This is a genomic window from Bradyrhizobium sp. G127 (assembly GCF_021502575.1).
Taxonomy (GTDB): Bacteria; Pseudomonadota; Alphaproteobacteria; order Rhizobiales; family Xanthobacteraceae; genus Afipia.
Genome location: NZ_JAKFGN010000001.1, coordinates 402,717 through 424,242, shown reverse-complemented (window position 1 = coordinate 424,242; position 21,526 = coordinate 402,717). Strand labels below are relative to the sequence as shown.

Below are 21,526 nucleotides of genomic sequence, written 5' to 3'. Positions count from 1 at the left end.
CTTTAAACCGCCACCGCTAGCCTGCACGCCTTCATCATGGATGGTTCGGCGTAGGCGCGTTCGGGATGGCGTTGGGGCGGAAAAAGAAAAGCGGCCGCACGGAGCCGAAGTTCGATGTCGATGCGTCGCTCGATGACCTGCGCCTCAATCGCTGGGATCGCGTCGGCGGCTCCGAAGACGCCGAGGAATCCCGGCCAAAACGCCGCGTAGCAAAGAGCCGCCCTGCCGACGACGAGGATGATGACGAGGCGCCACGCGAGCGGCGTGTGCGCAAGACCCGCGCCTCCTCACGCAAGGACAACAAAAAGAAATCACGGGAACGGTCGCGCTCCGGCTGGAGCCGTGTGGTCTACTGGGGCGCGGTGCTCGGTCTCTGGGCCATCATCGCCGGCGCCGGCGTAGTCGTCTGGGTCAGCGCGCACCTGCCGCCGATCCAGTCGCTGGAAATTCCCAAGCGGCCCCCGACCATCCAGATCACCGGCATGGACGGCAGTGTGATCGCGACACGCGGCGAAATGCCCGGCGCCAATGTTTCTCTCAAGGATCTGCCGCCCTATCTGCCAAAAGCGTTCATCGCCATCGAGGACCGGCGCTTCTATTCGCACTTCGGCATCGATCCGACGGGCATCATGCGTGCCGCCGTCACCAACCTCTTGCATCGCGGCGTGTCGCAGGGCGGCTCGACGCTGAGCCAGCAGCTCGCCAAAAACCTGTTCCTGACGCAGGAACGCACCCTTCAGCGTAAATTGCAGGAAGTCGAACTGGCGCTGTGGCTGGAGCGGAAATACTCGAAGAACGAGATTCTGGAACTGTATCTGAATCGCGTTTACTTCGGCTCGGGCGCCTACGGCGTTGAAGCGGCGGCCCAAAAGTATTTCGGCAAGTCGGCGCGCAATGTCTCGCTGTCCGAAGCGGCGATGCTGGCGGGTCTCGTCAAGTCGCCGTCACGACTTGCGCCTAACCGCAATCCGGAAGGCGCAGAGAAGCGCGCGCAGATCGTGCTGACTGCCATGGCCGACGTGAATTTTATCACCGGCGCGCAGGCCCAGGCCGCCATCGGCCATCCATCCTATGCGGTCAAGCCGGTCGGCGCCGGCACGATCAACTACGTCGCCGACTGGATTGGCGAAGTGCTCGACGATCTCGTTGGCCAGATCGACCAGAACATCGTGGTGGAAACCTCGATCGACCCCAAACTTCAGAGCGTCGCCGAAGCCGCAATCATCGACGAACTGGCCACCAAGAGCGTGAAGTTCAACGTGACGCAGGGCGCGCTGGTGGCGATGACACCGAGCGGCGCGGTACGCGCCATGGTGGGCGGACGCAACTACGCCGAAAGCCAGTTCAACCGGGCGGTAACCGCCAAGCGCCAGCCGGGTTCGGCCTTCAAGCCGTTCGTCTATCTCACCGCCGTCGAGGCGGGTCTCACGCCCGATACCGTGCGGCAGGACGCACCGCTCGACGTGAAGGGCTGGAGACCCGAAAACTACAGCCGCGAGTATTTCGGCCCGGTGACCCTGACTCAGGCATTGTCGATGTCGCTGAACACCGTCGCCGTCAGGCTCGGCCTCGAAGTCGGCCCGGCCAACGTGGTGCGTACGGCGCATCGGCTCGGCATCGCCTCGAAACTCGAACCCAATGCGACGATTTCGCTGGGCACCTCGGAAGTCTCGCTCAACGAACTGGTCGGCGCCTATGCTCCGTTCGCCAACGGCGGGTTCGCCGCGTCGCCTCATGTCGTCAACAGGATCCGCACACCCGAAGGGAAGGTACTTTATACGCGGCTGAGCGATCCGCCGGCGCGCGTCGTCGATTCCAATGCTGTCGGCATGATGAACGTGATGATGCATGAGACACTGGTTACCGGCACGGCAAAGAAGGCCGACATTCCAGGCTGGTCGGCGGCAGGCAAGACCGGCACCAGCCAGGATTTCCGCGACGCATGGTTCATCGGCTACACCGCCAACCTCGTTACCGGTGTGTGGCTGGGCAACGACGACAATTCACCGACCAAAAAGGCCACTGGTGGCGGATTGCCGGTCGAAGTCTGGACCCGCTTCATGAGGGTCGCGCATCAGAACGTTGCGCCCTCACCGCTGCCCGGTTCAATGCAGCCGCAAGGGGGATTGTTCTCGAACCTGTTCCCAGGAAATTCACGCGGCTCCGCACCCGTTCAGCAGCCGTATGCGCAGCAGACCAGCAACGAAGGCTATGTGGCTCCGCCGCCAAACGGACCGGCCCCCTATCCGCAGAACCGGCCACCTGTCACACAGACATCGGCGCGGCCCGAAGCGGCGGCCGGTCTTGATGGATGGCTGGTGGATCGCCTGTTCGGCGGCCGACGCTAAGTCGCCCGGTATCTTCTAGTCTTCGATACCGTAGCGATGCAGATCGTTGCCGTGGGTGTCGAGCCACCGCTTGGCGCGTTCGGTCGCCGGGCAGATCCTGGCCACGACCTTCCAGAACCGCGCCGAATGATTCATCTCAACCAGATGAGCGACCTCATGCGCGGCGAGATAATCCAGCACGTAATGCGGTGCGAGGATCAGCCGCCACGAAAACGACAGTGCCCCCGCCGAGGTGCAGGATCCCCACCGGCTCGACTGATCGCGGATGGTGATCCGCTTCACCTTGACGCCGAGGATCTCCGCATAACGATGCGAGGCCTCGGTCAGCTCACGGCGGGCCTCACGCTTGAGGAAGTCATGGACGCGGCGATCGATGAATTCGACATCCCCGGCGACACAGAGAATTTTGTCGCCGCTGTCGCGCGTATCCGGCCACACGGTTCCACGTTCAGCCGCGCGATGCACGATCCGGTGCGGAACACCACGCAGCGGGACCGATGCGCCATGCGAAAACGGCGCCGCTTTCGGCAAACCACCGAGTCGCGCAGCGATCCAGGCACCGTGGCGCTGCGCGAAGTCCTTGGCTTCATACAGATTTCCGCGCGGCGGCATGGTGAGAATGGCTTCGCGCCTGCTCGGATGAATGCGCAGCGTGTAACGCCGCGCGCGGCGATGACGCCGCAGTTGAATCGTGTAGGTGGAAGAGCCGATTTTGACCGCGAGCGTGCGCGGTTCGGTCGGCCGGCGGTAAAGAAGTGCACGAAAAGCCATGTCAGCGGACCCGGACAGCAGGAACTCGCCGGGATTCTGCCATATCCGCCGCCAGTGGAATTCATCGGCGCAAAAACAAATCATTTGCCCAATATATCGTAGTTTTAAGGACTTAGCCTCCTACATCCGGGGGGATGAAACCTGAAATTCCGATTCACTTCTAGGTTGGTTCCGCCTTCAGAAACCTACGGTAAAATTCACTCCTGCGCCTCAATTTCTGCAGGAAAAATCACTTTTATATTCAAAGGCTTGCGCGGAAAGGCCAGGACTCGAACACGCAAAATGCTAGAATCCCCCGTAAAATGGGCATTTTCCGGCAAATCTCGCGCCAAAAGCCCTTATTCCGCAGCCACCAAGGCCAGCTTGGCATGGGCCGAAGACCGCATGAAATCGGAGATTCGCGGCACAATTTCCGACTTGAAGCGGGAGCCGTTGAACACGCCGTAATGACCGACGCCCTTCTGCACATAATGCACGCGTCGCGCGTCGGGAATCGAACTGCACAGTCCGTGGGTGGCTTCCGTCTGGCCGAGACCCGAGATGTCGTCGTTCTCGCCTTCCACCGTCATCAGCGCAACGCGTTCAACTTTCGATGGATCGACCGGCTTGCCGCGATGCTTCATCTGCCCCTTCGGCAAGGCATGCTTCACGAACACCAGATCGACGGTCTGAAGATAGAATTCGGCGGTGAGGTCCATCACGGCCAAATACTCGTCGTAGAATTCGACATGCTTGTCGACGAGATCGCCGTCTCCCTTGACCAGATTGCTGAACAACCGCTTGTGCGCATCGACATGGCGGTCGAGGTTCATGCTGACGAAACCAGTCAGCTGAAGGAAGCCTGGATAGACGTCGCGCATGAATCCGGGATGCGGGAACGGCACCTTGGTAATGACGTTGTTGCGGAACCAGTCGATGCCCTTCTGTTCGGCGAGATCGTTGACACCGGTCGGGTTGCGGCGGGTATCGATCGGTCCGCCCATCAAGGTCATCGATGTCGGGAAGTAAGGATCTCGGTTGGCTTCCATGACGGAAACCGCAGCGAGGACAGGCACAGACGGCTGGCACACAGCCACAACATGCACGTCGCCCTTGAGCGCGTGGATCATGTCAATGACGTAGTCGACATAGTCGTCGAGATCGAAGCGGCCCTGCGCCAGCGGCACCATGCGCGCATCGGCCCAGTCGGTGATGTAGACGTCGTGCGCGGGCAGGAAGGCTTCCACAGTGCCGCGCAGCAGCGTCGCATAGTGTCCTGACATCGGCGCCACGATAAGGACGCGCGGCTGCGGCGCGCGCAGCGGCTGGGTGAGTTGACGTTCGAAATGCAGCAGACGGCAGAACGGCTTTTCCCAAACCGTCTTGACCTCGACAGGCACTCGCACACCGTTCACTTCGGTGTCGTCCAGACCCCACTCGGGTTTGCCGTAGCGGCGCGTGGTGCGCTCGAACAGTTCGCAACCGGCGGCGATCGACTTTCCGAAATCTGTGCTGGCGAAAGGATTGAAGGGATTCTCGAACATGAGTTTGGTCATATCCGCCATCGCCCGCGCTGGATTGAGCGAGGCGTGGCTCATCTCATACATCCAGTACATGGGCGTAGTCAGCGCTGGGCTGACCTCGGATGGCAAGGCAGGCGGTCTGCCAAATTCACCAATCGGCATAGTGATTCCCTCGATCCCGGTTTCGCGGCGCAGCATACTGTCGAGAGTGCGACAAAGCGTCAATCCGCTCAAAATACAAGGAGAGAGTTAATAACGGCATGGAACCGGCACAACCGGGTTATTCCCCGCTCTGGACGAGCGATCCGTGCTTCCGGGCACTTTTGAGCAGCAGCAGGAACGCCACGGTAGAAGCGGCGAACAGCACCGCGTTTATGGCCAACGCCTCCAGCATGAGATCGGCCCGGAAAACACGGTCGATCAGCAGCGCCCGCATGCCCTCGAAGACATAGGTCGGCGGCAGCATCCACGCGATCACCTGAAGCCAGTGCGGCAGCACCGAGACCGGGTAATAAACACAGGTCAGCGGCAGCAGCGCGAACATCAGCGTCCAAGCCAACCCCTCGGCGCCCATGCCGTTGCGCAGCACCAACCCCGACGAGATCAGACCGAACGACCAGCTTGTGAAGATCAGGTTGCAGAAGAACGCGACCAGCGCGAAGCCGAACCCGAACAGATTGAAGCCGAAGAAAGCGATGGCAAGCACCGTCATCGGAATGACGCCGACGGCGAGCCGGACCACGCTCATCACCATCAGCGAAATCAGGTACTCGCTGACCTTGAGCGGACTCATCAGCAGGTTGCCGAGATTCTTCGACCACATCTCTTCGAGGAACGACATCGAAAAGCCGAGCTGGCCGCGGAACAGAATGTCCCACAGGATCACCGCACCGATGAAGGTGCCGCCGGCTTTGGCGAAGAAACCTGCGTTCTGCGAGATGTAGGCCTGGGAAAAACCCCACGTGATCAGTTGCAGCACCGGCCAGTAGATCAGTTCAAGCAATCGCGGCCACGACGATGTGAGCAGATACCAGTGGCGCAGGATCATCGCGCCGATGCGATGCGGCGCGATGGCCAGCCATGACTCGCCGCGTGGAACCTGGATCTCGCTCATGACGCCGCCTGCTGCACCCGGCCGCGCGCCACATCGAGAAACACTTCTTCCAGCGTTGTGCGGTTGTAGCGCGCCAGAATGGCGGCCGGACTGTCGTCGTCCTCGATGCGGCCACGCTTCATGATGATGACGCGATCGCACAGCCGCTCGACTTCCAGCATGTTGTGCGACGCCAGCAGGATCGTCGCACCGCGGGCCTTGCGATAGTTCTCGAGATGGCTGCGAATCCAGTCCGCGGTATCGGGATCGAGCGACGCGGTCGGCTCATCCAGCAGCAGCAGTTCTGGCTCGTTGATCAGCGCTTTCGCCAGCGCCACGCGTGTCTTCTGCCCCGCCGAGAGCTTGCCGCTCGGCCGGTCGAGAAACTCGTTCAGATCGAGGTCGGCTGCGAGCGACGCGATCCGCTCCTTCAGGTCCGCCACGCCGTAAAGCCGGCCGAACACGTTGAGATTTTGCCGCACCGTGAGACGGCCCGGCATATCGACATAGGGACTTTCAAAATTCATACGCCCCAGAACCTCGGAGCGCCGCTCCGGCATCGCATAACCTAGCACGCTGACAATACCCGATGTTGGCGACACCAGCCCCATGATCATAGAGATGGTGGTGGTCTTGCCCGCGCCGTTGCCGCCGAGCAGACCGGTCACCGAACCCTGCGGAATCGTGAACGAGATGTCGTCCACCGCACGCGTGGTCTTATAGGTCTTGACCAGCCGCTCGACATGGATCGCCGTTTCGGATGAGGCCGGAACGGATCGGGATGCGGCGTGCGGAGATATCAGCGGAGCGGTCATGTTCTGCGTTCATTGAGCCAACAGGGCATCGTCTACAAGGGCCGCTTGCGCAACCCTCTTAAGATATGGATGTCCGATTTGTGATCGGCGCAGCCGGACGGTAAAGATATGACATGAGCGAACTTGCCGACACCGATTTCCGCCAGCCGCGGCGCTATGTGCGCCTCGACACCATCCTTCGGCTGCGCTGGCTCGCCGCGCTGGGACAGATGGCGACGATTTTCGTCGTCGCCGAAGGCCTCGATTTCGAGGTCCCGGTGGTCCCCTGCATGGTCATCATCGCCCTGTCGTCCGCTCTCAATCTTGCTCTTCAGACCGCGTTCAACCCGGTTCACCGGCTGGAACCGCGCTACGCAGCGGCTCTTCTGGCGATGAATATCGCCGAGCTCGCCGCGCTGCTATTTCTCACCGGCGGATTGCAGAATCCATTTTCATTCCTTTTTGTGGCACCGGTGCTGATCGCAGCAACCGCCCTGCCGACGCGGATCACACTGGCGCTGGGCATCTTCGCCGCCGCCTGCGCCACCGCGCTGGGATTTTTTCATCTGCCGCTCCCCTGGAACGGCGAAGAGCCTCTGGTGCTGCCGCGCACCTACATGATCGCGGTCTGGATCTCGATCGTGCTGGCGCTCAGCGTCACCAGCCTTTACGCGTTTCAGGTCACCGAGGAGGCACGCAAACTGTCCGACGCGCTTGCCGCAACCGAGCTTGTGTTGACTCGGGAGCAGCATCTGACCCAGATCGACGGCCTTGCCGCTGCCGCCGCGCATGAACTGGGGACACCGCTATCCACCATCTTCCTGATTTCGCGCGAGCTCGAACAGGCGATCGAGAAGAACGGCTTCGACGACAATGCACGCGGCGATTTGAAGACGCTCCGCGAACAGGCCCAACGCTGCCGGGAGATTCTGGCGAAGATCACCCAGCTTTCGTCACAAGGCGCGCCGTTCGACCGGATGCCGCTGTCGACGTTGATCGAGGAGACCGTTGCGCCGCATCGCGACTTCGGCATAGCCATCAAGGTTCGCGTCGCGCTGGCGCAAGATCCGGAGCCGGTCGGCATGCGAAATCCGGCCATTCTCTACGGCGTCGGCAATATTCTGGAGAACGCTGTCGATTTCGCGCGCGCGCGCGTCGAGGTCAACGCGTGGTGGAATGCGAACACTGTCGAGATTGTTATCTCCGACGACGGTCCCGGAATCGCGCCGGATATTCTCAAGCGCATCGGCGAACCATACCTGACGCGGCGGCGCACCGGAGATGCGCAAGGCGAGCGCAGCGGCCTCGGCCTTGGCGTCTTCATCGCCCGCACCCTGTTGGAGCGAACCGGCGCGAAGGTATCTTTCACCAACAGGACGTTTCCCGACCACGGCGCCGTGGTGACAATCATCTGGCCGCGCAGCGCCTTCGAGAGTGCCGAAGTTCCGGCAGCCGCACTGCAATAAACCGCGAGGGTTCAGCGCGGATTAACAGAGCTGGACGATTGTCGGCCTTGGCAGCGCCCGATTGCCACGCCATATCAGTATGGACCCTAGCAGGAGGCTTGAAACGTGACCGCAACTGCCGATTTGACCGAAATTGCCGACCGTTCCTTGCTGATTGTCGAGGATGACAAGGCGTTTCTCGACCGGCTGGCCCGCGCGATGGAGACGCGCGGCTTCGCGGTGAGCACGTGCGACAATGTGTCCGACGGCCTCCACCACATCGACAAGACCCCTCCAGCGTTCGCCGTAGTGGACTTGCGGCTCGGCGACGGCAACGGCCTCGACGTGGTGTCGGCACTGAAGCGGCAGCGACCGGATGCCCGCGCCATCGTTCTGACCGGCTACGGCAACATCGCCACCGCTGTCACCGCGGTGAAGATGGGCGCGGTCGATTATCTCTCGAAGCCGGCCGATGCGGATGATGTGGTCGCCGCTTTGCTGGCCAGTTCGACCGACAAATCGCAGCTTCCACAGAATCCGATGTCGGCCGATCGCGTCCGCTGGGAGCACATCCAGCGCATCTATGAAATGTGTAACCGCAACGTGTCGGAAACGGCGCGGCGGCTCAACATGCATCGCCGGACCTTGCAGCGCATTCTGGCCAAGCGCGCCCCGCGCTGAGCGGTGTTGGCGTCGTGGAACCTTTCTGACCGGGACAGCGTTATCGCTGCAGAATCCATCAGGAGGGGCGGCTGTGCCGTCAGGACACGATGCGAAAAGCGCGGCACATGGATATTTCCTCCCGTCTCGAGGCGACCAAGCAGTTCGGCCTCGTTGAAGACTACCGGATCGACTGGCAGCCGGGCTCGCCGCTTCGGGCGCCGCGCGTGACAGTTCTGAGCCGCTCGGCCTATCCTGTCCAAATGACGCGCAACTACGTGACGACCCTGCTCGAACCGCTTGTTCCCTCACGCCATATTGTGGTGAACTGAACGCGGCTCAAAAACTCGGCCATCGAAGGTGATGCACATGAGCACCGCGATCCGGGACCTTATCTGCGAGGCGACACAGACGTCGCATGGCCGTCTTGATATTGCGCTGTCACGGCTCGATCTCGCCATCCCCGTTTATTACGAGGGCTTTCTGCGCAGCCAGGCAGAAGCGCTGTTTCCGATCGAAGCCGCGCTTGAATGCAACGGAATCGAAGACCACATTCCCGACTGGCAACTGCGCGTGCGCACCCCGGCGCTGACGCGCGATCTAGACAGGTTGGGTATCAGCTGCAACCCGTTGCCGATGCCGGCTTTCAAATCCATCGCGGAAATGCTCGGTGCGGTTTACGTCCTTGAAGCATCGCGGATGGGCGAACGCGTGATGCTCGCGCGTCTGGCGGAACATCCCGACTCCGAAGCAATGAACGCAACCGCCTATCTGCGGCATGGCTTCGGCAAACGGTTCTGGCCGAGTTTTCTGACGCTTTTGGAAAATCATCCGGACGCGCAGTTGGATCCAGCCGGCGTCGTGCATGGTGCGGAGATCGCATTCGCGATGTTTGAGGATGCACTGATTCCGGTGACGCGCGTCGCGGCCAACCAGTTCACTCAAGCGAGCCTCTAGCCTTCATCCAGGCTCGCATGGCCCTGTGGATCGATCACGCGGCTGATCCGCTGCGCCGCCACCAATCCGAAACTCACGATCATCGACTTGCGTGTCGCGGCCGGCAGCCGATGTTCGGGCGCATCGCAATGCAGATGTGCGCCGTAAGCGTCGGCGACGATCAGCCCGGTATCGGTCGGAAAAATCTCGCAAGGCAATTCCTGCGTAAAGGCGAAGAACAGCCGGTCGCAATGCATCCGGTAATCCTGCCATTTTTGATCGGCGCGCAAATCCTCGATCGACGACTTGATCTCGACGATCCAGATGTCGCCGCGCGCATTCATGGCGACCAGATCGGCGCGGCGGCCCGACGGGAGGGTCAATTCGCTCACGCAGAAATATCCCAGCGATCTCAGAAACCTGGCCGTGCCGCGGGCAATCGCGAGCGCTGTGTCGGACTGGCGGCGATCTGGCGGCAAACCCTGACCGATATGGCGAAATGGTGAATTCATGATTCCGGCAGGGTAGCAGAAAAGCCGAAGCCTCTCAGCCCCAAAACTGTACAAGCCCCGACACAATTCGGACCCCGCGGCGACGCGATGCAACGGAACCATCCCGCTGTCGTGAGCCATCACGATGCATCACCGGAGGGGAAAATGAAATCACGCATCACCACCACACTCAAGACCAGCACCTGCGCATTTGCGCTCGCCATTCTTGCACTGCCGGTCACCGCCGTGCTGTCGCAAGCGGCCGCGAGGCCGACGGTCGAAGTCGCCTTCGTGCTCGACACCACCGGCTCGATGGGCGGACTGCTGGAAGGTGCAAAACGAAAGATCTGGTCGATTGCGACGAGCGCGGTCGACGCCAATCCGGACGCCGACATCCGCATCGGCCTCGTGGCCTATCGCGATATTGGCGATGAATACGTCACCCGGACGTTCGACCTCACCACCGACATCCAGGACATCTACGGCAACCTGCTCGATCTGAAAGCGCGCGGCGGCGGCGACTGGCCGGAGAGCGTCAATGAGGCGCTCGATGTCGCGGTCAACAAGCTGCAATGGACCAAGGGCAGTGATACGCGCCGCATCGTGTTTCTGGTCGGCGACGCGCCGCCGCACATGGACTACGCGCAGGATGCCAAATATCCGAAGACGCTGGCGGTGGCGAAGCAGCGCGACATTGTGGTCAACGCGGTGCTCGCCGGCAACGCCCGCGATACCGAGCGGGTCTGGCAGGACATCGCACAACTCGGCGACGGCCGCTTCATTCCGATCCCGCAGGACGGCGGCGATCTCGTGGTGATCGAGACGCCTTACGACCACGACATCATCATCCTGCAAAAGGAAATCAACGGCACGGTGATCCCCTTCGGGCCGCAGAAGCTCCAGAAGCGCGTCGAGGAAAAAACCCGGCAGCTTGCGCAGGTGGCGGCGGCCGCGCCATCGTCGGCGTCAGACATGGCGAGCTATCTCAACAAGCGCGCGAAAATATCGTCGGAAGCCGTGACCGGCGACGGCGATCTGGTAAGCGCGGTGGCGGCGGGCCACACGAATATTGCAAGCATCAAGGACGACGAACTTCCGGACACGTTGCGCAAGCTCACGCCCGAGCAACGCAAGGCCGAGATCGAGAAGCAAACGCAGACGCGCAAAAGCCTCAATGAGAAGCTCGCCGCGCTGGTGCAGAAACGCGACGCATTCGTGGCTGACAAAAAACGCAGCGCCGCGCCCGCCAAGGCATCGTCCTTCGATCGCGCGGTCGAGGAGACGCTGCGGGCGCAAGTCAGGCGCTAACACTTCGTCAATCTTAAGGGGCGAAAGCCCGGAACCCCTTTAAAAATAGCATCGCGGCCGGCCCGGAATTCGCACCGGAGCCGGCCGGTCCCTGCTCCGGCCATGCATTCCCGGCGCCGATTGATTGCTCGGCGCCGACAAGACCGAAAAAAAGCGGTCAAATCGCATGGGAATTCAGCCGATTTCGGCCTCTGCACCGATGCGGCCAGCGATTTCACGCAATATTCGCTTCAAAGTTTACGCCGGATTCACGCATCTGGCGGGTTGTGCAACCCATGGGGGCAGAATTCGGCTGCTCTTAATCAGATCCCGGCACAGTCTGCCGCTATGCGCAGGCCTCCGGCTGAAAACCGCGCCGCGCGCAACTGAATGGAAACGGCAATCGAACAGGGCATTCAGGTCGAACAAAAATAAGGCGGGGGCGCACGACGTCCAATGAAGCTGAATCTTAAGTCTGCAAACATGCGGCTGCTGAGGCTGGTCTCGCCCCTCATTGCCATCGTCCTCGTGCAAGCCTTTATCGCCGGACTGAGCCTGAACATCCTGTCCTCGGTCCGCGCCTATGTCGGCGGCGAAAGCCTGTGGTCGAAGGGACAGAAGGACGCCGTCCATCATCTTTATCTCTACGGCGAAACCGGCGACGACCGACATTACGAACACTATCAGACCGCCATTGCCGGGCCGCTCGGCGATCGCGCGGCGCGCATCGCGCTGGAGAGGAAGCCCCCGGATCTCGCGGCCGCGCGCGCCGGCTTCCTGCAAGGTGGAATCCACGCCGACGACATCGACGGCATCGTCTGGCTGTATCGCTATTTCGGCGAACTTCCGCGGTTCAAGAAAGCAATCGTGCACTGGATCAACACCGATGCACTGCTGGATGAACTGACCGCTCTCGCGACAACAGTCCAGTTCGAGCAAAACGGCACGCCGGTTTCGCCGCAGCAGCTTGCTTCGCTGCGCGAACGGATCGACCAGTTCAATGCGCGCTTCGCGCCTGAAGCGACCGCTTACGCCGAAAGCCTCGGCAACGGATCGCGGCAGGTCAAGCTGGTGCTTACCCTCGCCAACCTTTTCATCGCAGGATTGCTGATCACCGCGCTGCTGCTGATGACGCGTTTCTTCCTCAGGCAACGCCGGAAGATCGTGCGCGCGCTGCGCGCCGAGAAGGAACGCGCGCAGATTACGCTGGCGTCGATCGGCGATGCGGTCATCAGCACCAATGCGCAGGGCGAAGTAGATTATATGAATCCGGCGGCCGAGCGGCTGATTGCCCGCCCGATCCAGGAGGCCCGAGGCCAGCCGCTGGCATCGCTGTTCCGGATTCTGGATGAGGAAAGCGGACAACAGATCGAAGGTCAGATCTCGCGCATCCTCGACGGCTACAATCTTGCCGCCAACACGCGTCCGCAACTGCTGCAGCGACACGACGCCACCTCGGTGCCGATCTCCATGGTCGGCACGCCGCTCTACAAGGAAGGCATGCTCGCCGGCGCGGTGCTGGTGCTGCACGACATGACCAGCGAGAAGAAATACATCGCCCGCCTCTCGTGGCAGGCGTCGCACGACAGTCTGACCAAGCTTGCCAATCGCCGCGAGTTCGAGCACCGGCTGGAAAAGGCGCTGGAGCGGCTGGACCAGAACCAGGAATCGCCCTACGCGCTGATGTATCTCGATCTCGACCAGTTCAAGATCATCAACGACACCTGCGGCCACGCCGCCGGCGACAAACTGCTGTGCGAGGTCGCGGGCGCGCTGGAGAAGCACCTGCGCAGCGAGGATCTGCTGGCGCGGCTGGGAGGCGACGAGTTCGCCATCCTGCTGCGCAACGGCGACATGGAGCGGGCTGCGATCGTTGCGGAGCGTCTGCGTCAGGCCGTCCACGACATGAACTTCATCTGGAACGACCGCTCGTTCACCGTCACCGCGAGCATCGGCCTCGTACAGATGACGCAGGGCCGCGCCACCAAGGACGAAACCCTACGCACCGCAGACCTTGCCTGCTACCTCGCCAAGGAAAAGGGCCGCAATCGCATCCAGATCCACAATCCGAGCGACACCGAGTTGCTGCACCGGTTCGGCGAGATGGCCTGGGTCCAGCGCATTCACGACGCGCTCGATGAAGAGCGCTTCTGCTTGTTCGCGCAGAAGATCGTCCCGCTGCAAAACAGGAAGCAACAAGGCGCGCATATCGAACTTCTGCTGCGGCTGCGCGACCGCGACGGCAACCTTGTGCCGCCGGGAGATTTCATTCCCGCCGCCGAACGCTACGGCCTGATGCCGCTGATCGACCGCTGGGTCGTCGACCATGCCTTCACGATTCTGGCGAACCGGCTGGCCAGCGGACCGTCGGCGGCGATTGCGACCTGCGCCATCAACCTGTCGGGCGCGACCTTCGGCGACGAGGGTTTCATCGACTACGTCCGCGAAAAGCTCGTCCGTCACGGCATTCCACCGACGATGATCTGTTTCGAAATCACCGAGACGAGCGCGATCGGCAACATCGAGAATGCCACCCGCTTCATTGAGGTGCTGCAGGCGCTGGGCTGCCGGTTTTCGCTCGACGATTTCGGCAGCGGCATGTCGTCGTTCAGCTATCTCAAGCATCTGCCGGTGAACTACCTCAAGATCGACGGCAGCTTCGTGAAGGACATGATCGACGACCCAATCGATCGCGCCATGGTCGAGATGTTCTGCCGCATCGGCAAGGTGATGGGCAAACAGACCATTGCCGAATTCGTCGAGAACGATGCCATCTTCGAAGCGGTCCGCGAGATCGGCGTGGACTATGCACAGGGCTACGGCGTCGGCAGGCCGGAACCGTTCGAGATCGTCAGCGCCGGAGGCAAGTCGAGCCTTCGTGTGGCTTGACCGTCCAGCGGAACTTGCAATCAAAAAGAAGTGACGGAAACGGCTTGGCGCGGCGCGAAAAATCAGCATTGTGGCCGCATGACACATGATGCCCAGAACAAAACCGCCCCAGCCGGCGCGCTGATCGTCCCGGTCTCCCCGTTCCAGCAGAACTGCACGGTGCTGTGGTGCGAATCTACCAGGCGCGCAACGGTGATCGATCCCGGCGGCGACGTGCCGCAGATCCTCGCGGCGATCGAACAGGCCAAGGTCACCGTCGACCAGATCTGGATCACGCACGGCCACATCGATCATGTCGGCGGCGCAGCGGAATTGCGCGACACGCTGAAGGTACCGATCGAAGGCCCACATCTTGCGGACAAATACCTGCTCGATCATGTGGTGGAGAGCGGCGCGAATTTCGGCATGAGCGGGGTGCGCAACTTCGCGCCGGACCGCTGGCTCGACGAGGGCGACACGGTCAAGGTCGGCGATCTCAGCTTCGACGTCTATCACTGTCCCGGTCACTCGCCGGGCAGCGTGGTGCTCGTCAACAACGGCATGCGCTTCGCCATCGTCGGCGACGTGCTGTTCAACGGATCGGTCGGCCGCACCGACCTGCCCGGCGGCGATCACGCCGCGTTGATCCGCTCCATCAAGGACAAGCTGCTGCCGCTTGGCGACGATATCGGTTTCATCTGCGGCCACGGTCCCGGCTCGAATTTCGGCCACGAACGCCGGACCAATCCGTTTCTCGACGGCGAGCTGGGCTAGAGATCAGTTGCGCACGGCATAGATCGGCGTGCGCAAGGTCAGTTGCACGATGGGCGCGGGTGTCCATGCGACTTCCAGCGCGGCGCCATAAAGACGATTGTCGTTATCATCCATGCGGTCGAGATCGAACCGCACGGTCGGCTGGGTAAACGCCCGCGCCGTGATCAGACCGCGGCCGAACTCGGCGCCGCCGAATGTCTGGACGCCGAGACGGCCGGACAGTTTCCAGTTGCTCGGCCACTGATAATAGCCGCCGAGATAGCCAACGAAAGTCGGCTCGACCTTGGCAAGACCCGAATCCACCCAGACGCTGGTCAATCGTCCGCCGGCCAGCAGGCCCCGCGTCGCATCGTCGTCGAGCGCATAATCGAGTTCGACGACGGTCTGGTTCGATGTGGAAGCCAGTCCCGGCGCGCTGGTGACCGATCGCGTCAGGGTGGAAATCACCGTCACGGTCGGAATCGCGCCGTCCTGCTGGATGATGTCGGCATTGAATCCGATATTCCAGCTGTCCAGCGTCATCGAACTCCACGATGACAGGTCGGTGCGCGAGACGCTGGAGCTGACGCCGCCATACACCGAGATCCGGTCGGTGAGGTCCACCGTCAGCGGCGCGTTCAGCGTCAGCACCTGGGCCGCGGCCGGGATCGGCGACACGAAATTCCGGAAGCCGATGGCAAGCGTGTTGGGCGGCAGGGTGGTATAGGCGGTGTTGAAGTCCAGATAGATGTTGGGCCGCTTGGGGGCGCCTTCATCCTCTTCCTCCTCGGCGCGTGCATTCCCGGGACTGAAAACGGTCAGACCTGCCAGCACGACGGCGGCAAACGGCACCGCGCGCCAGCGCCTGTCGGGCTGCGTGAAATGATCGTCCCTGCTGCTGCCGCCAACCGTACCCGACACAACGCCCCGCCCATCCGGATCAGACCGGGATGGTGCGGTGTTCCGGCCGGCATTTCAATATCCGAGTGGTGTCATGAACGGGACATCGCCTCATCACGATGCCTGTTACGCCGGAAATGCCGCGGCGACCGCCTGCATCAATTCCTGCTGGCGAAACGGTTTGCCGAGCTTGGGTAGTTCGGTGTCCACGCCCGGCGGCAATTCCGCGTAACCCGTCGCCAGAATGATCGGGAGGCCCGGCCGCTCAGCCTTGATCGCGGAGGCGAGCTGAATACCGGTCATCTTCGGCATGGCGTGATCGGTGATGACGAGATCGACCGACTGTTCGCGGCGCAGGATGTCGAGGGCCTGATTGCCCGAGGTGGCCTCGAACACCGTATGTCCCATGTCCTGCAACATGACGGCGGTGTTCATCAGCACCAGACCGTCGTCATCAACAGCTAGCACCACCAGAGGCCGGGTGCGCGGGGCGTGGTCGCGAACCGGGCGCTCGGCCTCGTCCGCCTTGGCTGGCTTCGCCACGGGAAGCCAGATTTCCGCCGTGGTGCCCGCGCCCTTCCGGCTTTTCAGCACGAAGCGTCCGCCGGTCTGTTCGGTCATGCCGTGAACCATCGACAATCCGAGGCCAGTGCCGCGGCCGACGCCTTTGGTGGTGAAGAACGGCTCCATGGCGCGACCCAGCGTGGCCTTGTCCATTCCCTCGCCAGTATCCTGCACCGAAAGGCAGACATAGCGTCCGGCTTTCAAATTTCCCACCGCGCCGGCGACGACAGTTTCCTCGCGCGCCGCGATAATGATGTTGCCGCCGCTCGGCATCGCGTCGCGCGCATTGACCGCGAGATTCAGCAGCGCCATTTCGAGCTGGTTGGCGTCGGCATGGACGAGATTGAGCTTGAGCGGAAAGCGCGTCTCGATCGGCATCGAGGGACCGAGCGAACTCTGCAGCAGATCGGTCATCCCGCGCACCAGTGCGGGCAGATCGACCGGCTTGAGATCGAGGTCCTGACGCCGCGCGAAAGCGAGCATGCGCTGGGTCAGCGCCGCGCCGCGCTGCGCGGCCTGCGTCGCGTTGGCGATCAGCGGCCTGATGCTGGCGTCCTCGGGCAGCCGCTTGCCCGCGAGTTCGAGGCTGCCGAGAATCACCGTCAGCAGATTGTTGAAATCGTGCGCGATGCCGCCGGTCAGTTGTCCGATGGCGTCCATCTTCTGCGAGTGAGCCAGCGCCTCGCGGGCCTGTTCCAGCGCCTTCTGCGATTCCAGACGTTCGGTGATGTCGCGCGTCACCTTGGCGAAGCCGATGACCCTGCCGGTATCGTCGCGGATCGGATCGATGACGATATGGGCCCAGAACTGCGTGCCGTCCTTGCGCACACGCCAGCCCTCCTTCTCGAACCGGCCCTCGCGGCGCGCGGTCTCGAGCGCATTCTGCGGCTCGCCCTTGTGCAAATCACTCGCGGTATAAAACCGCGAGAAGTGCTCTCCGATGATCTCCTCGGCGCGATACTGCTTGATGCGCTCGGCGCCGACATTCCAGCTGGTGACCCGGCCGTCCGCGTCCAGCATGTAGAGCGCGTAGTCGGTGACGCTCTGCACCAGCAGCCGGAATTGCTCTTCGTTCTGCCTCAGCCGGCGTTCCGCCGCCTTGCGCTCGCTCAGGTCGCGGGTGATCTTGGCGTATCCGAGCAGTTCACCGTTCGGAGCGCGCACCGGATCAAGCACCACATGGGCCCAGAACCGGCTGCCGTCCTTGCGCACCCGCCAGCCTTCGCTTTCGAACTTGCCCTCACGGGCGGAGATTTCGAGTGCGCGCGCGGGAAGCCCAGACTTGCGGTCCTCCTCGATGTAGAACCTGGAAAAATGGCTGCCGATGATCTCGGAGGCGGTGTAGCCCTTGAAGCGCTGCGCGCCGGGATTCCAGCTCACCACGACGCCGTCCGGATCGAGCATGTAGATGGCATAGTCGACGACAGCTTCGATCAGAAGCCTGTATCGCTCTTCCTCGGTCCACCCTGCGGCCCGCCCAAACGTTTGTTCAGCCCTCACTTCAGCGGCCATCAGGTGCCTCTCCCGTCAACAGGGCCAAACGCCAATGGCTGGAAAAGGTTCCGACCGATTCGAAAACCTTAGTTAAAGACTTCATTTTAAAGGCCTTAATTCAGCGCCGCCTTGAGCGCCGTGGCGGCGGAGGCGTAACCACCCCGGGCGCCGTCGACGAAGTGGAAATGGTCCGGCCGCGAGGCCGACAGGGTAAAACAGGTCATCATCGCCGCATCCTGACGGTGCAGGCCGTACCGTGCGATGCCGGCCGCCGCCGCAGTGACAAGGCGGTGCTCCAGCGCATCGGCCAGCTCAGGTTTGCAGTCAAGCACCATGCGCAGGCCGTCGTCGTATTTCCGGAAATCGGAATTTTCCACCACTTCCTTCATATAGACGTGCGGCACGAAGCCTCCGGCGGAAATGCCGAAGCGAAACAGGACATAGATGAACAGCGTCATGGCCTGCACGGCGAGACGCCTGACGAACAGCGGCCCGCCGCCGCGCCGTGCCAGCGCCTCATAGGCCGCGCCCGGGGTTGGCCAGCGCAATGGCGGGCCTTTGGCCGGGACCGGACGTCCCGCGCCCGGGCTCTTTTCCACCAGCGTCACGATGTCTTCGATGAGACTGCGGAATGCCGCGCCATCCGCCGATGCGGGCACGATCAGGGCCGACAGGATCACGCCACGCTCCGACGGGATCTCGGAGAACCGGCATGACAGTCCGGTCAGATCGGGATGCGCGCCGGGCGGCGCCACCGGCACGGTAAATTCGCCGCGCTTCATCGCAGCTTCCGCCCAGGCCAGACCACCGCCGGTAAACATCGCATAGGATACATGCGGCGACGGCGCGTAGCGCGCGACCCGCACGTCGAGGTCCTGCGCGCGGATGCTTTCGATCGGCACCAGCGCCACGCGCAGCACCAGATCGAGATCCTCCTTCACCCATGTGGCGGTGGCGGCGAGCGCCTCGCGCGCGCGGTCGGCGTCCTCCGGCGAGACCGCAAAGCTCGCGCCGTCGCCGCCGAAAGCAAACGGGAAATCGCGGTTGTCGAGCGCGTTGGTCACCGAGGCGATCACCGCCGCACCGGCCATGTTCACCGCCTTGTAGCGATTCTCCGCAATCGCCCTGGTCGACTGCACGATGTCAGCGACGCCGATCAGCCAGCCTTCCGGCACCGGCCGGTAGAGCGCGGGGTCCATCAGGTTGGCGAAGCCGCGAAACGGCGGCAAAGCGCTGTAGAAGGCGTTACCGCCACCGCCTGCCGCACCTCTGTCGATCGCAACGTCCAACATTACGCCTGCCGTTCTTGTGCGCCTTGCGGCGATTGGGCAGCGTTCCAAAAATACGGCTGCGCAGCAAGACGGGTTCAGGCCCCGCGCCAAACAAAAACGGCGCGGAAATCCGCGCCGCTGCCGCCTTATGACACGGTCGATCGGGAACGATCAGCCGTGATGATGCCTGCGGGCGCGATGCCGGCGCGGCGCGGGCTCATAAGGCTGATACCATGCATTGGCGCTGCACGAGCCGCCGATGCCGCTGGTGTAGGCCACGCAGGCCTCATAGGTGTAGAAGCTGCACATCCGGCCGGGACCGGTGCGGCTGTAATTCTCCACGCAGAACGGCGCATCGGCCTGGGCCGGAGCCGCGCCACCGAGAGCGAAAACCGCGGCGGCAGCGGTCGCCAGCGTGACGGCCCGGGCCGGGAGAATGAGATTTTTCATGCGATTGCTCCTTGATAGCCCCGTTGCAGGTGCGGCTTCCCGTGTGCTTTTGGTCCGGTTAGAGGAGTTTGCCGGATGGCGCAACTGCCACCCTCAACGCCCGCGAAGCCGGATTGTTCGACGCCGCGCCGCCTGCCATAAACGCCCTCGTGAACCCGCATCAAAAAGCGGGACCGGGAGAAAACATGCCAAGCAAAACTACACCGAGGGACGCTCTCGCACCGGGCCATGTCGGCCCCTTCGCCGGACTGGACGTGCCGTGGCTGCTGCGGCTGCGCGCGCAGACGCGGCGCGATCACGCTTTTCTGATCTGGGCGCCGTTCGATTCGCCGTCGCGGCCGTGGACATACGGCGAGTTTTACGACCGCGCGGGCGCGCTCGCCGCAGGCCTCGAGGCGCGCGGCATCAAGCCGGGCGAATGCGTGCTGATCCATCTCGACAATTGCATCGAGGCGCTGCTGACGTGGTTCGCCTGCGTTGAGATCGGCGCCATCGCGGTGACCACCAACACCCGCTCCGCACCATCGGAAATGGAATATTTCGCCGATCACTGCGGCGCAGTCGCCGCCGTCACTCAGCCGGCCTATGCCGAGATGATCGCGGCACACTGCAAGAACCTGCGCTGGCTTGCGGTCACCTCGCATGACGCGGGCGCCGCGCCGGCATCGGGCAGGCCGCCGAAAAGCGACGCGTTCGAAAGCCTGTTCGCCGACAGCGCCGACCGGCCGCAGCGCGCTGCCGATCCCTACGCCTCGTGCAGCGTGCAATATACGTCCGGCACCACATCGCGGCCCAAGGCGGTGCTGTGGACCCACGCCAACGCGCTATGGGGCGCGAAGGTCAACGCGGCGCATCAGGATCTGCGCGCCGACGACGTTCATCTCGTCTATCTGCCGCTGTTTCATACCAACGCGCTGGCCTATTCGATGCTGGCGACGCTATGGGTCGGCGGCACGGCGGTGATCATGCCGCGCTTTTCGGCCAGCCGGTTCTGGAGCACGGCTTTGGCGCATCGCTGCACCTGGACCTCGCTGGTGCAATTCTGCGTCAAGGCGCTGATGGAGCGGGAGCGCCCGAAGGCGCATCACTTCCGGCTGTGGGGCAGCGCGATCTGCGAGCCGCCCACCGACGCGCATTTCGGCGTCAAGACCATCGGCTGGTGGGGCATGACCGAAACCATCACCCACGGCATCGTCGGTGAGGTGACGCAGCCGAATATCCCGCTCGCCATCGGCCGTGCCGCGCCGGAATATCAAATCCGGGTGGTCGACGAAAACGGCGTGGCGACGCTTCCCGGCGAGACCGGCGATCTGCTGATCCACGGCATCCCCGGCCTCTCGCTGTTCAAGGAATACCTGCACAACGAGGCGGCCACGCGCGACAGCTTCGACGCGCAGGGTTATTTCATCACCGGCGACCGCGTGAAACTGCTGGAGAACGGTTTCCTCCGCTTCGGCGACCGCGCCAAGGACATGCTGAAGGTCGGCGGCGAGAACGTCGCCGCGTCCGAGATCGAGCAGGTCGTCATTACGGTGGCCGGCGTGCGCGAAGCCGCTGTGGTCGCCAAGAAGCATCCGATGCTGGACGAAGTGCCGGTGGTGTTCGTCATTCCGCAGCGGGGCGTCAGCGGCGCGGCGCCAACGCTTCAGGACGACATTCTGGCGGCGTGCAAAAAGTCGCTGGCCGACTTCAAGGTGCCGCGCGAGGTGCGGCTGGTGGATGAAATGCCGCGTTCGACGCTGGAAAAAGTGGCGAAGGCGGAATTGAGGAAGCTGCTGGCGTAAATGCCAGTGGCGCTTTGTGAGAGTAAGACGTGGCGCATGCGGCATTGGCAAATGCCGCAAGGCATCCGATATTGGTGGCGTCGGGCGGCAACGCTCATCGAAAACCGGAAGCCAC

General features: G+C 62.6%; 18 protein-coding genes. 9 read left to right on the top strand and 9 right to left on the bottom strand.

Translation table 11 applies throughout. The features are described from left to right. The first annotated feature begins 65 nt into the window (after positions 1–65). On the top strand, positions 66–2,348 hold the full coding sequence (locus LVY71_RS02075) for a transglycosylase domain-containing protein (protein WP_235097718.1): 2,283 nt from the start codon (positions 66–68) through the stop codon (positions 2,346–2,348). A gap of 15 nt (positions 2,349–2,363) precedes the next feature. Here the strand turns inward: LVY71_RS02075 and LVY71_RS02070 are convergent, their stop codons facing one another. The 4 genes from LVY71_RS02070 to LVY71_RS02055 form a co-directional block, all read right to left on the bottom strand. Continuing rightward, positions 2,364–3,203: a M48 family metallopeptidase gene (locus LVY71_RS02070; RefSeq protein ID WP_235097716.1), complete on the bottom strand. Its 840-nt coding sequence runs from the start codon at positions 3,201–3,203 to the stop codon at positions 2,364–2,366. Between the two features lie 254 nt (positions 3,204–3,457). After that, a complete protein-coding gene (locus LVY71_RS02065) occupies positions 3,458–4,783 on the bottom strand; it encodes a polyhydroxyalkanoate depolymerase (protein WP_235097713.1) in 1,326 nt (441 codons plus the stop codon). A gap of 118 nt (positions 4,784–4,901) precedes the next feature. Then, positions 4,902–5,735, bottom strand: a complete 834-nt coding sequence (locus LVY71_RS02060; protein ID WP_235097710.1) for an ABC transporter permease — start codon at positions 5,733–5,735, stop codon at positions 4,902–4,904. After that, positions 5,732–6,529 (bottom strand): ABC transporter ATP-binding protein, encoded by a 798-nt coding sequence (locus LVY71_RS02055; protein WP_235097708.1) that lies wholly within the window; start codon positions 6,527–6,529, stop codon positions 5,732–5,734. Before LVY71_RS02055 ends, LVY71_RS02060 begins: the two co-directional genes overlap by 4 nt. 113 nt (positions 6,530–6,642) lie before the next feature. On the opposite strand from LVY71_RS02055, the gene LVY71_RS02050 reads away from it, so the two are divergent. The 4 genes from LVY71_RS02050 to LVY71_RS02035 all read left to right on the top strand — a co-directional run bounded on the left by LVY71_RS02050 (position 6,643) and on the right by LVY71_RS02035 (position 9,570). Beyond that, entirely contained in the window at positions 6,643–7,974 is a 1,332-nt protein-coding gene (locus LVY71_RS02050) for an ActS/PrrB/RegB family redox-sensitive histidine kinase (protein WP_235097705.1), read from the top strand. Positions 7,975–8,079: 105 nt separating this feature from the next. Continuing rightward, positions 8,080–8,634 carry an ActR/PrrA/RegA family redox response regulator transcription factor gene (locus LVY71_RS02045; RefSeq protein ID WP_235097703.1) on the top strand — a complete coding sequence of 185 codons (555 nt, stop codon included), beginning with the start codon at positions 8,080–8,082 and terminating at the stop codon, positions 8,632–8,634. A 107-nt stretch (positions 8,635–8,741) separates the two neighbouring features. Beyond that, positions 8,742–8,945 (top strand): hypothetical protein, encoded by a 204-nt coding sequence (locus LVY71_RS02040; RefSeq protein ID WP_235097701.1) that lies wholly within the window; start codon positions 8,742–8,744, stop codon positions 8,943–8,945. Between the two features lie 37 nt (positions 8,946–8,982). Beyond that, positions 8,983–9,570: a biliverdin-producing heme oxygenase gene (locus LVY71_RS02035; protein WP_235097699.1), complete on the top strand. Its 588-nt coding sequence runs from the start codon at positions 8,983–8,985 to the stop codon at positions 9,568–9,570. On the opposite strand, the gene LVY71_RS02030 is transcribed toward LVY71_RS02035, so the two are convergent. Continuing rightward, positions 9,567–10,061: an MmcB family DNA repair protein gene (locus tag LVY71_RS02030; RefSeq protein ID WP_235097697.1), complete on the bottom strand. Its 495-nt coding sequence runs from the start codon at positions 10,059–10,061 to the stop codon at positions 9,567–9,569. The genes LVY71_RS02035 and LVY71_RS02030 overlap by 4 nt on opposite strands. A 144-nt stretch (positions 10,062–10,205) precedes the next feature. Between LVY71_RS02030 and LVY71_RS02025 the strand changes: the two genes are divergently transcribed. From LVY71_RS02025 to LVY71_RS02015, 3 genes are all read left to right on the top strand, one after another. Next, positions 10,206–11,348, top strand: coding sequence for a vWA domain-containing protein (locus LVY71_RS02025; protein WP_235097694.1), 1,143 nt, complete (start codon positions 10,206–10,208; stop codon positions 11,346–11,348). 435 nt (positions 11,349–11,783) lie between these two features. Then, entirely contained in the window at positions 11,784–14,216 is a 2,433-nt protein-coding gene (locus tag LVY71_RS02020) for an EAL domain-containing protein (protein WP_235097692.1), read from the top strand. A gap of 78 nt (positions 14,217–14,294) precedes the next feature. Further along, on the top strand, positions 14,295–14,969 hold the full coding sequence (locus LVY71_RS02015) for an MBL fold metallo-hydrolase (RefSeq protein WP_235097690.1): 675 nt from the start codon (positions 14,295–14,297) through the stop codon (positions 14,967–14,969). A 3-nt stretch (positions 14,970–14,972) separates the two neighbouring features. On the opposite strand, the gene LVY71_RS02010 is transcribed toward LVY71_RS02015, so the two are convergent. The 4 genes from LVY71_RS02010 to LVY71_RS01995 form a co-directional block, all read right to left on the bottom strand. Beyond that, positions 14,973–15,869, bottom strand: a complete 897-nt coding sequence (locus tag LVY71_RS02010; protein ID WP_502797527.1) for a hypothetical protein — start codon at positions 15,867–15,869, stop codon at positions 14,973–14,975. Positions 15,870–15,974: 105 nt separating this feature from the next. Beyond that, positions 15,975–17,924, bottom strand: a complete 1,950-nt coding sequence (locus LVY71_RS02005) for a hybrid sensor histidine kinase/response regulator (RefSeq protein ID WP_235097689.1) — start codon at positions 17,922–17,924, stop codon at positions 15,975–15,977. Between the two features lie 95 nt (positions 17,925–18,019). Next, the gene (locus tag LVY71_RS02000; protein WP_235097686.1) at positions 18,020–19,198 is read right to left on the bottom strand and encodes a DUF3095 domain-containing protein; all 1,179 of its coding nucleotides are present in this window, start codon (positions 19,196–19,198) and stop codon (positions 18,020–18,022) included. A 150-nt stretch (positions 19,199–19,348) separates the two neighbouring features. Beyond that, on the bottom strand, positions 19,349–19,627 hold the full coding sequence (locus tag LVY71_RS01995) for a DUF3551 domain-containing protein (RefSeq protein WP_235097684.1): 279 nt from the start codon (positions 19,625–19,627) through the stop codon (positions 19,349–19,351). A 185-nt stretch (positions 19,628–19,812) separates the two neighbouring features. Here LVY71_RS01995 and LVY71_RS01990 point away from each other — a divergent pair, with 185 nt between their 5' ends. Beyond that, positions 19,813–21,411: an AMP-binding protein gene (locus tag LVY71_RS01990; protein ID WP_235097682.1), complete on the top strand. Its 1,599-nt coding sequence runs from the start codon at positions 19,813–19,815 to the stop codon at positions 21,409–21,411. Positions 21,412–21,526: the final 115 nt, after the last annotated feature.

Bases quoted from the DNA above. Each gene is read 5' to 3' on its own strand.
- LVY71_RS02065 (WP_235097713.1), bottom strand. From the start codon at position 4,783: ATGCCGATTGGTGAATTTGGCAGACCGCCTGCCTTGCCATCCGAGGTC.
- LVY71_RS02015 (WP_235097690.1), top strand. From the start codon at position 14,295: ATGACACATGATGCCCAGAACAAAACCGCCCCAGCCGGCGCGCTGATC.
- LVY71_RS02020 (WP_235097692.1), top strand. From the start codon at position 11,784: ATGAAGCTGAATCTTAAGTCTGCAAACATGCGGCTGCTGAGGCTGGTC.
- LVY71_RS02035 (WP_235097699.1), top strand. From the start codon at position 8,983: ATGAGCACCGCGATCCGGGACCTTATCTGCGAGGCGACACAGACGTCG.
- LVY71_RS01995 (WP_235097684.1), bottom strand. From the start codon at position 19,627: ATGAAAAATCTCATTCTCCCGGCCCGGGCCGTCACGCTGGCGACCGCT.
- LVY71_RS02000 (WP_235097686.1), bottom strand. From the start codon at position 19,198: ATGTTGGACGTTGCGATCGACAGAGGTGCGGCAGGCGGTGGCGGTAAC.
- LVY71_RS02060 (WP_235097710.1), bottom strand. From the start codon at position 5,735: ATGAGCGAGATCCAGGTTCCACGCGGCGAGTCATGGCTGGCCATCGCG.
- LVY71_RS02070 (WP_235097716.1), bottom strand. From the start codon at position 3,203: ATGATTTGTTTTTGCGCCGATGAATTCCACTGGCGGCGGATATGGCAG.
- LVY71_RS02050 (WP_235097705.1), top strand. From the start codon at position 6,643: ATGAGCGAACTTGCCGACACCGATTTCCGCCAGCCGCGGCGCTATGTG.
- LVY71_RS02005 (WP_235097689.1), bottom strand. From the start codon at position 17,924: ATGGCCGCTGAAGTGAGGGCTGAACAAACGTTTGGGCGGGCCGCAGGG.
- LVY71_RS01990 (WP_235097682.1), top strand. From the start codon at position 19,813: ATGCCAAGCAAAACTACACCGAGGGACGCTCTCGCACCGGGCCATGTC.
- LVY71_RS02075 (WP_235097718.1), top strand. From the start codon at position 66: ATGGCGTTGGGGCGGAAAAAGAAAAGCGGCCGCACGGAGCCGAAGTTC.
- LVY71_RS02025 (WP_235097694.1), top strand. From the start codon at position 10,206: ATGAAATCACGCATCACCACCACACTCAAGACCAGCACCTGCGCATTT.
- LVY71_RS02040 (WP_235097701.1), top strand. From the start codon at position 8,742: ATGGATATTTCCTCCCGTCTCGAGGCGACCAAGCAGTTCGGCCTCGTT.
- LVY71_RS02030 (WP_235097697.1), bottom strand. From the start codon at position 10,061: ATGAATTCACCATTTCGCCATATCGGTCAGGGTTTGCCGCCAGATCGC.
- LVY71_RS02055 (WP_235097708.1), bottom strand. From the start codon at position 6,529: ATGACCGCTCCGCTGATATCTCCGCACGCCGCATCCCGATCCGTTCCG.